The organism is Saccharothrix tamanrassetensis, assembly GCF_014203665.1.
GTDB lineage: Bacteria > Actinomycetota > Actinomycetes > Mycobacteriales > Pseudonocardiaceae > Actinosynnema > Actinosynnema tamanrassetense.
In genome coordinates this window covers 177,684-190,074 of sequence record NZ_JACHJN010000013.1, presented here as the reverse complement: position 1 = coordinate 190,074, position 12,391 = coordinate 177,684, and the positions used below count along the sequence as shown (strand labels likewise).

16 protein-coding genes are annotated in these 12,391 nt (G+C 70.0%); 6 read left to right on the top strand and 10 right to left on the bottom strand.

The annotated features are described in order from the left end of the window. Window positions 1–107: 107 nt before the first annotated feature. Both FHS29_RS32590 and FHS29_RS32585 read left to right on the top strand, forming a co-directional pair. The gene (locus FHS29_RS32590) at window positions 108–761 is read left to right on the top strand and encodes a response regulator transcription factor (RefSeq protein WP_184697660.1); all 654 of its coding nucleotides are present in this window, start codon (window positions 108–110) and stop codon (window positions 759–761) included. Next, on the top strand, window positions 758–1,888 hold the full coding sequence (locus FHS29_RS32585) for a sensor histidine kinase (protein WP_184697657.1): 1,131 nt from the start codon (window positions 758–760) through the stop codon (window positions 1,886–1,888). Before FHS29_RS32590 ends, FHS29_RS32585 begins: the two co-directional genes overlap by 4 nt. Here FHS29_RS32585 and FHS29_RS32580 read toward each other — a convergent pair. From FHS29_RS32580 to FHS29_RS32570, 3 genes are all read right to left on the bottom strand, one after another. Further along, entirely contained in the window at window positions 1,866–2,042 is a 177-nt protein-coding gene (locus FHS29_RS32580; RefSeq protein ID WP_184697654.1) for a DUF397 domain-containing protein, read from the bottom strand. The two genes, FHS29_RS32585 and FHS29_RS32580, sit on opposite strands and share 23 nt — an antisense overlap. Then, window positions 2,039–2,893 (bottom strand): helix-turn-helix domain-containing protein, encoded by an 855-nt coding sequence (locus FHS29_RS32575; protein ID WP_184697651.1) that lies wholly within the window; start codon window positions 2,891–2,893, stop codon window positions 2,039–2,041. Before FHS29_RS32575 ends, FHS29_RS32580 begins: the two co-directional genes overlap by 4 nt. 347 nt (window positions 2,894–3,240) lie before the next feature. Beyond that, the gene (locus FHS29_RS32570) at window positions 3,241–3,633 is read right to left on the bottom strand and encodes a GNAT family N-acetyltransferase (protein ID WP_184697649.1); all 393 of its coding nucleotides are present in this window, start codon (window positions 3,631–3,633) and stop codon (window positions 3,241–3,243) included. A gap of 212 nt (window positions 3,634–3,845) precedes the next feature. Between FHS29_RS32570 and FHS29_RS32565 the strand changes: the two genes are divergently transcribed. The 4 genes from FHS29_RS32565 (at window position 3,846) to FHS29_RS32550 (ending at window position 7,715) form a co-directional block, all read left to right on the top strand. Further along, a complete protein-coding gene (locus FHS29_RS32565; protein WP_184697646.1) occupies window positions 3,846–4,811 on the top strand; it encodes an ATP-binding cassette domain-containing protein in 966 nt (321 codons plus the stop codon). Next, the gene (locus FHS29_RS32560; RefSeq protein WP_184697643.1) at window positions 4,808–5,611 is read left to right on the top strand and encodes an ABC transporter permease; all 804 of its coding nucleotides are present in this window, start codon (window positions 4,808–4,810) and stop codon (window positions 5,609–5,611) included. The genes FHS29_RS32565 and FHS29_RS32560 overlap by 4 nt, the downstream gene beginning before the upstream one ends. A gap of 848 nt (window positions 5,612–6,459) precedes the next feature. After that, a complete protein-coding gene (locus FHS29_RS32555; RefSeq protein ID WP_184697640.1) occupies window positions 6,460–7,053 on the top strand; it encodes a hypothetical protein in 594 nt (197 codons plus the stop codon). Next, on the top strand, window positions 7,053–7,715 hold the full coding sequence (locus tag FHS29_RS32550; RefSeq protein WP_221456961.1) for a hypothetical protein: 663 nt from the start codon (window positions 7,053–7,055) through the stop codon (window positions 7,713–7,715). Before FHS29_RS32555 ends, FHS29_RS32550 begins: the two co-directional genes overlap by 1 nt. A 76-nt stretch (window positions 7,716–7,791) precedes the next feature. Here the strand turns inward: FHS29_RS32550 and FHS29_RS32545 are convergent, their stop codons facing one another. The 7 genes from FHS29_RS32545 to FHS29_RS32525 all read right to left on the bottom strand — a co-directional run bounded on the left by FHS29_RS32545 (window position 7,792) and on the right by FHS29_RS32525 (window position 12,327). After that, window positions 7,792–8,118, bottom strand: coding sequence for a hypothetical protein (locus FHS29_RS32545; RefSeq protein ID WP_184697637.1), 327 nt, complete (start codon window positions 8,116–8,118; stop codon window positions 7,792–7,794). A gap of 124 nt (window positions 8,119–8,242) precedes the next feature. Then, complete coding sequence (locus tag FHS29_RS38355; protein ID WP_312865198.1) at window positions 8,243–9,631, bottom strand: ABC transporter permease; 1,389 nt, start codon at window positions 9,629–9,631, stop codon at window positions 8,243–8,245. Then, complete coding sequence (locus FHS29_RS32535; RefSeq protein ID WP_184697634.1) at window positions 9,631–10,674, bottom strand: ABC transporter ATP-binding protein; 1,044 nt, start codon at window positions 10,672–10,674, stop codon at window positions 9,631–9,633. The genes FHS29_RS38355 and FHS29_RS32535 overlap by 1 nt, the downstream gene beginning before the upstream one ends. Further along, window positions 10,671–11,060 (bottom strand): type 2 periplasmic-binding domain-containing protein, encoded by a 390-nt coding sequence (locus tag FHS29_RS37300; protein ID WP_312865197.1) that lies wholly within the window; start codon window positions 11,058–11,060, stop codon window positions 10,671–10,673. The genes FHS29_RS32535 and FHS29_RS37300 overlap by 4 nt, the downstream gene beginning before the upstream one ends. A gap of 78 nt (window positions 11,061–11,138) precedes the next feature. Further along, on the bottom strand, window positions 11,139–11,345 hold the full coding sequence (locus tag FHS29_RS37295; protein WP_376774492.1) for an ABC transporter substrate-binding protein: 207 nt from the start codon (window positions 11,343–11,345) through the stop codon (window positions 11,139–11,141). 42 nt (window positions 11,346–11,387) lie between these two features. Continuing rightward, window positions 11,388–11,675 carry a substrate-binding domain-containing protein gene (locus FHS29_RS37290; protein ID WP_246441085.1) on the bottom strand — a complete coding sequence of 96 codons (288 nt, stop codon included), beginning with the start codon at window positions 11,673–11,675 and terminating at the stop codon, window positions 11,388–11,390. Between the two features lie 4 nt (window positions 11,676–11,679). After that, window positions 11,680–12,327 carry a phosphonatase-like hydrolase gene (locus tag FHS29_RS32525; protein WP_184697631.1) on the bottom strand — a complete coding sequence of 216 codons (648 nt, stop codon included), beginning with the start codon at window positions 12,325–12,327 and terminating at the stop codon, window positions 11,680–11,682. Window positions 12,328–12,391 lie beyond the last annotated feature (64 nt).

Here is a 12,391-nt window from a genome sequence, read left to right as displayed (position 1 = left end):
CCCTCCTCGGGATCGCCGTCGGGGACAGTCGAGCAGGACCGGGATAACCCGCGCGTAACCGTGACTGCTTATGCGGACGTTATGGCCCCTTGGCGGATCATGACCGGATGCGCATTCTGGTGGTGGAGGACGAGGAGGTGCTGGCGCGCGCGATCGTGGAGTGGCTGCGCCGGGAGGCGATCGCCGTCGATGTCGTGCACGACGGCGAGGCCGCGCTGGAACGGTTGGCGGCCAACGACTACGACGTGCTGGTGCTCGACCGGGACATCCCGCGCGTGCACGGCGACGAAGTGTGCCGCGTGGTGGTGGAGCGGGGCGACACGCGCGTGCTGATGCTGACCGCCGCCGCGGCCGTGCGCGACCGGGTGGAGGGTCTGGCGCTGGGCGCGGACGACTACCTGCCCAAGCCGTTCGCGTTCGTGGAGCTGTCCGCGCGGGTGCACGCGCTGCTGCGCCGGTCGCGCCCCGCCGCGCCGCCCGTGCTGAGCCGGGCGGGCATCGACGTCGACCCGGCCCGCCGCACGGCGTTCCGCGACGGCGCGCCGCTCCCGCTGGCCAACAAGGAGTTCGGCGTGCTGGCCGAACTGGTGCGGGCGCGGGGCACGGTGGTCTCCGCCGAGATGCTGCTGGAGAAGGTGTGGGACGAGCACATCGACCCGTTCACCAACGTGCTGCGGGTGACCGTGATGAAACTGCGCCGCAAGCTCGGTGAGCCGCCGGTGATCGAGACCGTGCCCGGTGTGGGATACCGGATCCCGTGACCGGCCGGTGGAGCGTCCGTGCGCGGCTCACCGCGCTGTACGGGGGCCTGTTCGCGCTCGCGGGCTCGCTGCTGCTCGGGGTGACCTACGTGCTGGTGCGGCAGAGCCTGGAGGGCGGCGCGCAGGCCCTGCCCGACCTGGTCGAGTGGCGCAGGCTCGGCTCCGTGTCACCGGACGAGGTGCTGGAGGTGCTCCGCCAGGCCAAGGCCCGCTACCGGAGCGAGGTGCTGGACGCGCTGCTCACCCGAGGCGCGCTCGCGTTGCTGTGCGTCGGGCTGGTCGCGGTGGCGGTCGGGTGGGTGATGGCCCGGCGCGCGCTGGAACCCGTGCACCGGATCACCGAGACCGCGCGCCGCATCGCCGCCGGGCAGGGCCTGCACGAGCGGATCCCCCGCGACGAGGCGGCCCGGGACGAGGTGGCGGAGCTGGCGGCGACGTTCAACGCGATGCTGGACCGGTTGGACCGGTCGTTCGACGGGCAGCGGCGGTTCGTCGCGGACGCCTCGCACGAGATGCGCACGCCGCTGGCGGTCAAACGCGCCCTGATCGAGGTGTCGATCACCCGGCCGGGGGCTTCCGCCGACGCGCGGCAGCTGGGCGGGGAACTGCTGGAGGTGAACGCCCGTCACGAACGCCTGATCGAGGGCCTGCTCTCGCTGGCGGACGCGGAGACCGAGCTGACCGTGCGGACCCCCACCGACCTGGCGGAGATCAGCCGGCACGTGCTCCGGCAGTCCGGGGCCGACGCGGTGGGGGTCGAGGTACTGCGGAACCTCGAACCCGCCACCGTCGCCGGCGACCCGGTGCTGCTGGAACGGCTGGTGCGCAACCTCGTCGACAACGCCGTCAAGCACAACCACGCGGGCGGTTGGCTGGAGGTGCGGTCGCGGGACTCGGTGCTGGTGGTCGCCAACACCGGTCCGGAGGTCCGGCCCTACGAGGTCGAAGGGCTGTTCCGCCCGTTCCGCCGACTCGACCGGGTGCGGACGACCACCGGTGAGCGCGGGCTCGGGCTCGGACTGTCCATTGTGCGCGCCATAGCCGCCGCCCACGGGGGCGCGGTGACCGCGACTCCGCGGGCGGACGGCGGGTTGGAGGTGGTCGTCAGGTTTGCCGGAGTGCGGTGAGGAACGCTCGGAATGGACGGTCCGCAAAGGTCAGTTCGGGGCCGGGACGCTTGCTGTCACGAACAGCGGTGGCCGCCTGGCCGACGGCCAGCTCCACGCAGTTGTTCCCCGCGCCTGAATGCGAGCTTCTACGCCACGTCTTCTTCGTGTTCATGTTTCCTTCAGTGCGGTTGCCAGTTTCCTGATCAGCGAAGCCGACTCCTTGGGCGACAGAGCGACCTCGCCTGCCATGTCCTCGAAGTGAAGCAGGTACTTCTCGACATCGGCGGGATTGTCCACCCACTTGCCACCACCGGCGTACTCCAGGTACACGGAGGAGGGATCGCCCTCGTCGAACCTGAGGGCGGTCGCGCCGCCGCCGGACATGGTGCCGTAAGCGCCCGCGCCGAACGGGATCACCTGAATGACGATGTTGGTCTGCCTGGACATCTCCAGCAGGTGCGATAACTGGTCCTGCATCACCTCCGGTCCGCCCACCACCCGGTGCAGCGCGGCTTCGTCGATCACCGCGTGCAGCCGCAGTCCGGGCAGCCGGCGCTGCCGGCTCGCCAGTGCCGCGACCGCTTGGTCCACCGGCACCGACGGGTCCAGGAAACGCTGGCCCGCCAAGCGCACGGCGGAGGCGTACGCGGCGGTCTGGAGCAGGCCGGGGATGACGATCATCTCGATGGTGCGCACTTCCGTCGCGTCGGCCTCCTGACGCGCGTAGGTGCGCGCCTCGGGCGTGTACGCGGCGGCGTTGGCCAACCTGGTGCTGTCCTGTTTCGCGTCCTCCCACAGTGCTTCCGCCTCGCGCCGCTCGGCGTCCGTCGCGCCGTACAGGCCGAGCAACGCGCCCAGCTCGGTCCAACTCGGACTGATGTAGCCGTTCTCCATCCGCGACAGCGTCGACTGGGTCTTGCGGGTCAGCGCGTGGTAGTCGATCTCGGTCTTGCCCGAGCGCTTGCGCAGCGCGTTGAGGAACTGCCCGAGCTTGCGCTTGCGTCGGGTTTGGACAGCTGCCATTCGGATCGCTCCTCGCTGAAAAGAACTGCGAACACCCTAGTCGGCGGGCACGCCGATTCCCGTTCACCCGTTGGAGCGCTAATAAGGTGCATACCCACCCATTAACATGAGCCCTGCCGGTGGGGCTGCGCGGTCGCGGGCCGGGCACTCGCGACACACGCCACGCAGCACAGCCCCACCGGTCCGGGGAACACCATCCCAGCACCCCTACCCGACCGCAGTCGGCGGGCATCCACATCTCGCAGATCCGGCTGCTGACATCGGGTGGCGGCACGGGCCGGCGCGTGGTGCTGCCGGCGGGATGCGCGAGGCGGTGTCGACCGCCCCTGCCGCGGAACGGCGAACTATTACCGGCCTGACAGGTCCCGGCCCATCCACGTGGACGTCTCGGGCTCGAAGCCGTGCCGCCGGTAGAAGCGGCGCGCGGCGTCGTTGGGCGCCTCGGTTTCCAGGAGCATCCGCAACGCACCCGCCTCCCGGCAGGCCTCCACGAGCTCGGCGATGACCTTGCCGCCCACGCCGCCGCCGCGGTTGCGCACGAAGAACTCGTCCAGCAGGGCGTCCCGCCCGCCGGACTCCAATGAGTAGCCCCAGGTGACCACCGCGTAGCCGGTGTCGAACAGCCACACCTGGCCGTAGCGGTCGTCGGCGAGCAGCGGGCCGAAGGCCGACGTCAGTCGCGCCTCGTCGTAGTCGTGCCCGTCGACGGCGTAGAACTCCCGCACCAAAGGCAGGATCATCGAAAGGTCCGATGTGGAAGCTCGGCGGATCAGCACGCCGTTCAGCGCACACCGATTTGATCCACTGCGCAACTTCCCCACGTCCGCCGTGGGCCGGCCGAGGGACCGCACGGACTCCAGAGGGTCACCATCTGCGCTGGTCAACGTGAACTTTGGACCATCAGGGTGAAATATCCCGCGAAATTGTCGTACCCAAGGTCCATCATGGCCGCATGGCAGACGCAATCGTGGCCGAAGGACTGGTCAAACGCTACGGGTCGGTGGTCGCACTCGACGGCCTCGACCTAGTGGTGCCGGAGGGCACCGTCATGGGCTTGCTCGGTCCCAATGGCGCGGGCAAGACGACGACGGTGCGCGTGCTCACCACTCTGCTGGAGCACGACAAGGGCCGGGCGACGGTAGCCGGGCTGGACGTCGTGGCCGATGCCAAGCAACTGCGCAGCAAGATCGGCCTGTCCGGCCAGTACTCGGCGGTCGACGAGAACCTGACCGGCTTCGAGAACCTGGACATGGTCGCCCGGCTCTACCACCTGGGCAAGCAGCGCAGCCGGGAACGGGCGCGCGAACTGCTGGAGCGGTTCGACCTCGTCGACGCGGCGGACCGGCCGGTGAAGGGGTACTCGGGCGGTATGCGGCGGCGGCTCGACCTGGCGGGCGCGCTGGTGGCGAAGCCGAGCGTGCTGTTCCTGGACGAGCCGACCACCGGGCTGGACCCGCGCAGCCGGCTGGGCATGTGGGACGTGATCGAGGAACTCGTGGCGGGCGGCACCACGCTGCTGCTCACCACGCAGTACCTGGAGGAGGCGGACCGGCTGGCGGACAAGATCGCGGTCATCGACCACGGGCGGGTCATCGCCCTGGGCACGGCCGACGAGCTCAAGGCGCAGGTCGGCGGGGAACGGCTGGAGCTGTCCCTGGGCTCCGCGCAGGACGTGGCGAAGGCACGTGAGGTACTGGGGCCGCTGGCGATCGGGGAGATCGTGGCGGACGAACGCGGGCACCGGCTGACCGTGCCGGTGTCCGGTGGTGCGGAGGTGCTGGTGGACGGCATCCGCCGACTGGACGCGGAAGCCATCAAGGTGCTCGACATCGGCCTGCGCAGGCCGACGCTGGACGACGTGTTCCTCACGCTGACCGGACACGCGGCTGAGGAGAAGCAGGGGGAACGGGGAGAATGAGCACCATCGTGCAGGCGCTCGGTGACGGCGCGGTCGTCGCCAAGCGCAACCTGATCAAGATCAAGCGCGTGCCGGACCTGCTGGTCTTCTCGACGCTGTCGCCGATCATGTTCGTGCTGCTGTTCGCGTACGTGTTCGGCGGCTCGATCGAGATCCCCGGTATGGACTACCGGGAGTTCCTGATGGCGGGCATCTTCGCGCAGACCGTGGTGTTCGGCGCGACCATCACCGGCAGCGGCCTGGCCGACGACATCCAGAAGGGCGTCATCGACCGCTTCCGCTCGCTGCCGATGGCGCGCTCGGCGGTGCTGATCGGCCGGACGACGTCGGACCTGGCGAACAACGTCATCGTCATCGTCGTGATGTCGGTGACCGGTCTCATCGTCGGTTGGCGCATCCACTCGTCGTTCTTCGAGGCGCTGGCGGGCTTCGCGCTGCTCCTGCTGTTCGCCTACGCCCTGTCCTGGGGCATGGCGATCGTGGGCCTGATGGTCCGCAGCCCGGAGGTGTTCAACAACGCCAGCTTCATCGTCATCTTCCCGCTGACGTTCATCGCGAACACCTTCGTCCAGGAGAGCAAGCTCCCCGGCTTCCTCAAGACGTTCGCCGAGTGGAACCCGGTCTCGGCGGTCACCCAGGCGGCCCGACAACTGTTCGGGAACACGAACCCCGCGTTCCCGCCCCCGGACGTCTGGTCCCTCCGGCACCCGGTCCTGATGACGCTGATCTGGGTCGCCATCTTCCTGGCCGTCTTCGTACCCCTGGCAACCCGTCAGTACCGCAAGGCGGTCAGCCGCTAGCCGGGCACCCGCAACGACGACCGCAAGAGAGCAACCAAGGCCGGGCAGCACACCTGCCCGGCCTTTCCCTTGTCCCCACCTCAGGCCCGAGCCGCATACCCGAGCCGCGACACCCGGTCGCGAAGCCCTTGCCGCTCAACGCTCCGTGCGCGCCGCACACACCTGTGCCTTCGTGTTCTCCCCGTATGGCCTGCGCGCAGCGAACCGCGCTTGTCCTTGGGGCGCAAGCACGCTTTTCGCTTGCGCCCCAAGGACAAGGGTGGGTGGGGTCAAGTGGTCATGGCGACGTGTGGGTGTTGACCAGGTCATGCGGGGAGAACACGACGCCCTTCCGTTTTCCTCCCCGGAGGCCTGCCAAGCGGCGAGCGTCGTTTTTCAAGCTCTTGTTACAAAGATCCGCACGGCACCAAGTCTGAAAAGAGTCCTCGCCGGACGGGCAGACCACCAAGGATGAGGGCAAAGCTCTTCGAGCTTTGCGGGCGTGGTGCTGTGTGTCATCCCCGTACGGCCTGGTCTGAAGACAACCACCCTTGTCTTGGGGGTGCAAGCGGTGGAGCGTGCTTGCACCCCCAAGACAAGCGCGGTTCGCTGCGCGCAGGCCATACGGGGATGACACACAGCAGGCAGGGGTGTGCGCTGCGCGCGGCTGGGGTGGTGGGTGGGTTGTGGTAGTGGGTGTTGGGAGTTGGATGCGTGGTGCGGGGTGTTGAAGGCGTGGGATTGTTGGGACGGTTTGTGATCCGGTGAGCGGGTGATCGGGTGTGAGTGGCGTTCGCCAGGGGGTTGGGGGAGGTTTGTCCCTGCGCTGCAAGGGAACCCGGTGGGCATCCAAGCCCTAGGAGGCAGAGATGTCCACCGGCACCATCATCGGCGTGATCGTCGTCGTGCTGGTCGTCGTGGCGGCGATCGTGCTGTTGCGATTCTTCTTGCAGCGCAAGAGGTTGCGCACGAAGTTCGGCCCCGAGTACGAACGGGCCTTGGAGCGCAACGACAATCGGATGGCAGCGGAGCGTGAGCTGGTCGAGCGCGAGCGTGAGCACTCGAAGCTCGAACTGCGTCCGCTGACCCCCGGTACCCGGGAGAGCTACGCGCGGAACTGGACCCGCATCCAGGAGCAGTTCGTCGATGCGCCGACCACCGCGGTAACCCAGGCGGACCGCTTGGTGACCGACCTGATGGCCGAACGCGGTTACCCCACCGAGGGGTACGAGCGACAGGCTTCGCTGCTCTCCGTGGAGCACGCGCAGACGCTCGACCACTACCGCGAAGCGCACACCATCTCCGAGCGCCAGGACCGGGGCGAGGCGTCCACCGAGGACCTCAGGACCGCGATGGTGCACTACCGAACGCTGTTCGAAGACCTCCTGAAGACCGGCGCGGACGACCGTCACGCCGACGACCGTCACGCCGACCGTCGTGACCGCACGGAAGGAGCGCGGTGATGAACGAACGCCTCACGACCGAAGACTTCGCGTCGCCGGAGAAGCGCACCACCGCGCAGGCCGGCTACGACCAGGGCCAGACCGGGTACGACAGAGAGCCGTTGGACAACGGCCCGGCCGGGCACGACCGTGATCAGACGGGCGGCGAGCACGCCCGGTACGACGACGAACCGGTCTACGAGACCGGCACCCGCGATGCGTCCACCGACGAGACGATCACCGACTCGCCCCGGACCGACGAGCCGGCAGTCGACGACCGGACGTACGACGAACCGACCGCCGACCAACCGACCGCCGACCAACCGACCGCCGACGAGCCGGTGACCGGCACGCCGACGGCCGACGCCCGCACGGGCAGCGCACAGTCGGCCGACCAGTCCCCGCGATCCGACGACGAACCGCTGTTCACCTCCGACGAGGCGGACGGCTACCAGGTCGAGTGGCGCGCTCTCCAGGCCGACTTCGTGGACGACCCGCGCGACGCGGTGCAGCGGGCGGACGAGCTGGTGGCGCAGGTGATCCAGAGCCTGGCGACCACGTTCTCCGAGCACAAGCGCTCGCTGGAGGGGCAGTGGCAGGAGGGCGGACAGGCCGACACCGAGGAACTGCGGCTGGCGCTGCGGCGCTACCGCTCGTTCTTCGACCGACTGCTCTCGGTCTGAGCGGCACCCCGACCGACTTACCCCGTGGTGCATCCGGCGACCCGGGTGCACCACGGGTGACGTCCTCGGGCGGTCCTCAGCCGGGCAGTTCCCGGATCTCCATCTCCAGCACGTCGATCTCGTCGCTGATCGCCTCGTCCAGCATCCGGTCCAGCAGCCCCGAGCAGTCCTGCGAACCGACCCCGAACCGGGGAACCTGCTCCCACCACACAGCGGGGTTGTTCCAGAACGAGCCGGAGCCCTGGTCCACACCCGCCAGGCAGCGCAACCTCAGATCGTCCTCCGGCAATCGCCGCACGTAGTCGATGAACCGCGCGAGCGCGCCGGGGTCGCACACCGGCACCGCGCCGTAGCCGCCCAGGCAGTCTTCGAGTTCCGCCAGGAACTCCTCTTTGAAGGTCACGACCCACCCCCCGCTTCCCCCGCGCCGTTGCGGGTGAGGAGCACTCACTTCCCTGGCACCAACGGTACCTCCGCAAGGGCAGGACAAGACGCCTCCCAATGGGCGCTATCGAGGCAACACTTCGCTAACGTTCCGCGGCACGGGGCCGAACGAGGCCCAACGCCACCAGGCCCGCCAGGGTGGTGCCCAGCAGCAGCACGGTGGAAGCGGACGCGGCGAAGACCTGGCCCCGGTCGGTCAGCGCGAACACGCTCACCGGCAGCGTCCGCCAGTCCGGCGGGTACAGCATGATCGTCGCGCCCACCTCGCCCATGGACAGCGCCAGCCCCAGCGACGCCGACGCGGACATCGCGGGCAGCAGCACGGGCACCCGCACGCGCCACAGCACGTGCAACGCGGACGCCCCGAGGCTCTCCGCCACCGCCGCCGGCAACGGGTCGACCCGGCGCTGCGCGGCCGACACGACGCTGAAGGTGAACGGCAGGAGGATCACCAGGTGCGCGACCAGAACGATCCACCGCGTCCCGTTGAGCAGCAACGGCGACCGGCTGAACGCCACCAGCAGCCCCAGCCCGACCACCACCGACGGCACCGCCAGCGGTAGGTGCGCCGCCGCGTCCAAGACCCTCCGCACCCCCGCAGGAGCCTTCGCCGGCCCCAACGCCAGCCACGTCCCCAGCACGACGGCCGTCAACGCCGCGATGACCGCCGTCTGAGCGCTCACGACGGCACTGGCCACCGCGTCACCACTCACCGCCGAGGCCAAGTGCTCCCCGGTGAGGTTCGAGGGCAGCACCCCGTTCCACGACCCGGCCACGGACGCCAGCACGATCATCGCCAGCGGCGCGACGACCACGACCGTGAACAGCACCGCGAACAGCGCGATGGCGACCGCGCGACTACGCCGCGTCCACAGCAGCACGGCCCGCCCCTTCGCGAACACCCAGCGGTGGAGTGCGTACAGCGCACCGGAGAACACCACGTTCACCACGGCGACCACGCAAGCCGCGGGGTAGTCGAACGTCACGATCGCCTTCGTGTAGACCAGCATCGGCGACGTGATGACGTCCTTCGCCCCGACGAACAGCACGATCCCGAACTCGTTCATGCACAGCAGCAGGGTCAGACAGGCCCCGGAGGCCAAGGCTGCGTTCAACACCCCCGCACTCCCGTACAGGAACGTGAACGCCAAGGCGATCAGGAACGACGGGAACGCGAGCACCACGTCCACCAGCCGCGAGATCGCCCGTACGCCCGGGAACGGCGCGAAAGCGATCACCAGCGCCAGGAACACTCCCAGCACCAGGCACCCGGCAGTCGCCGCGACGGCCAGCAACGCCGTCCGCACCAACGCCCTGCGGAACTCGGCGGACGCCAGCACCGCCTCCCAGTTCGCCAGTCCGACGAACCCGTCGTCACCGACGAACGACTGGTGCAGCACCAAGGCGAGCGGATACCCGAAGAACACCACCAGCACCGCGACCGGCGGCAACAGCCACAGCAGCCGGCGCATCACGCCACCCGCACCAGCGGGCAAGCGTCCGGGATGGACACGTCGACCCGGGAGCCGACCGAGAGCCCGTCCACCGCGGGCACCTCCGCCCGCAGCCGGTGCCCCAGCTCCAGTTCCAGGTCGAGCCGGAAGCCCGTCCCCCGCCACTGCACCGCTACCAGCCGGGCCGCCAACCCGGCGCCCGAGTACTCCCGCACCCCCACCCGGTGCGGCCGGACGCCCAACGCCACGGGCTCGCCCGGCGGCAGCCCGGCGGACGACGCGGCCAGCCGCAGCTCACCCAGCCGCACCGTGCCGGCGTCCACCACCTCCACCGGCAGCAGGTTCGACGCACCCAGGAACGACGCCGTGAACGACTCCGCGGGCCGGTGGTAGAGCGCGGAAGTCGGCCCGACCTCCACCAGCCGGGCGTCGCGCATGACCGCGATCCGGTCGGCCAGCGCCAGCACCTCGCCCTGGTCGTGCGTCACGTAGACGATGGCGGTGTCGGGCAGTTCCGACCGCAACCGGAGCAGCTCCGCCACCATCTCCTCGCGCAGAGCCGCGTCCAGCGCCGACAACGGCTCGTCCAGCAGCAGCACGGGCGGCCGGATCGCCAACGCCCGCGCGATCGCGACGCGCTGCTGCTGCCCGCCGGAGAGCTGGCGCGGATACCGGTCCCGGAACCCGGACATCCCCACCAGCGACAGCACTTCCGCGACCCGCTCGGCGACGATCCGCCGCGGCGTCCGCCGTGCCCGCAGCCCGAACGCCACGTTGTCGGACACCTTCATGTGCGGGAACAGCGCGTAGCTCTGCACCACGACACCGAGCCCGCGCCGGTTCGGCGGCAGGTCCGTCACGTCCCGCCCGCCCAGCAGCACCCGGCCGGCCGTGGGCCGGAAGAACCCGGCCACCGCCTTCAACGCGGTCGACTTGCCCGAGCCGGACGGGCCGAGCAGCGCCAGGGTCTCCCCCGGCGCCACCGACAGGTCCAGCCCGTGCAGTGCGACGGTCCGTCCGAAGTGGACGGCGACCTCGCGCAGCTCGACGGCTGGGGTCATCGCCCGACCGCCTTGGTGTACGCGGCGATGTCGGCGTCCAGCGTGGCGACCACGGCGGCCCAGTCCGGCTGCCACAGCTCGACGCCCGCCAGCAGCTCGGAGATCCGCCCCTCGACCGGCACGTCCGACCGGGTGGCCCGCCCCAACGCGTCCGAGGCGATCGTCTTCTGCACGTCGGCGGACAGCAGGAAGTCCAGGAACTTCCGGCCGTTCTCCGCGTGCGGCGCCCCCGTGGCGAGCCCGGCGAAGTACGGGATGGCGAACGTGGAGCGCACGCCCTTGTCGTCGGCCGGGAAGAACACCTCGAACTCCGACTTGACGTCCCGGATCGAGGCCAGGTTCATCTGCAGGTCGCCGTTGGCCACCAGGATCTCGCCCTTGGACACCTTCGGCTGGAGCTTGCCGGTGGACGACGACGGGCCGACGTTGTCGGCCTCCAGCCTGGCCAGGTAGTCCAGCGCGCCTTAGTCGCCGTAGACGTGCTTGAGCTGCAACAACACCGCCGTGCCGTCACCGGCCTGGCCGGGCGTGGAGTACTGGAGCCTGCCCTTGAAGCGCGGGTCCAGCAGGTCTTGCCACGACGTGGGCGCGGGCGCGGCGAGCTTCGGGTTGTAGATGAAGTTCAGGTAGTTGTCGACCACGGCGGTGTACTGCCCGGTCCGGTCGGCCACCTTGTCCGCACCGGCGGGCGTGTAGTCGGCCAGCAGCCCGGCCTACGACGCGCGCTGGATGAACGGCGGCAGCGTCACCAGCACGTCCGCCTGGGGGTTGGCCTTCTCCCGTTCGGCGCGGGTGACCACCTCGCCGGAGCCGCTCTCCACCAGCCGCACGGTGATGCCGGTCTGCGCCTCGAACTCCTCGGCGCGCTTGGCGTACCAGCTCGCGAGGCCGTCGACGGTGTAGACGGTGACCGTCTTGTCCCCGTCGGCGCCGCCGCCCGCCGTGCCGCCGCAGGCGGTGGCGAGCAGGAGCAGTCCGACGGCCAGGACCTTGCGCAACATGTCGTCAGAACCCTTCGAGGACTGCGGGGAGGTCACGGATCGAGTCGAGGACGTGGGTCGCGCCCGCGGCGGCCAGATCGGCACGCGAACCCGCACCGGTCAGCACGCCCGCCACCACGCGGGCGCCGGAGCGCAGGCCGGACAGCACGTCGGACGGGGTGTCGCCGACGACCGCCACGTCGCGGACGTCGGCCAGGCCCAGCCCGAGCACGGCGGCGAGCACCATGTCCGGGTACGGCCTGCCCCGACCGGCTTCGGCCGGGGTGGTGGTGAAGTCCGCCCGGTCGGTCCAGCCGAGGGCGGACAGGATGACGTGCTGGGTGGCACGGGAGAACCCGGTGCTGAAGGCGACCTTCGCGCCCCTCGTGCGAAGGTCGGTGATCACTTCCGGCGCACCCGGCACCGGCGCGCAGTGCCCTTCGGCGACGAGGGCGGCGTAGGCCTCTTCGAACGCCGCGTTCGCGCGCTGCGCCGCTGTCTCGCCGTTCAGCAGCTCGCGGAACACTACGATCTTGGACTGGCCCATGGTCACGCGGACGTGGTCGACCATCGCGGGCGTGGCGTCCGGCAACGCCCGCAGGAACGCCTGCTCCACCAGGCCGTCGTCCAGCACGGTCGTACCGGCCATGTCGAGCACCACCAGCGGGATCACAGGCCTGCTCCTCGGCGGTGTCGAAACCGATGGCGGGCGAGCACGTCATGCCGCGCCCACCGGG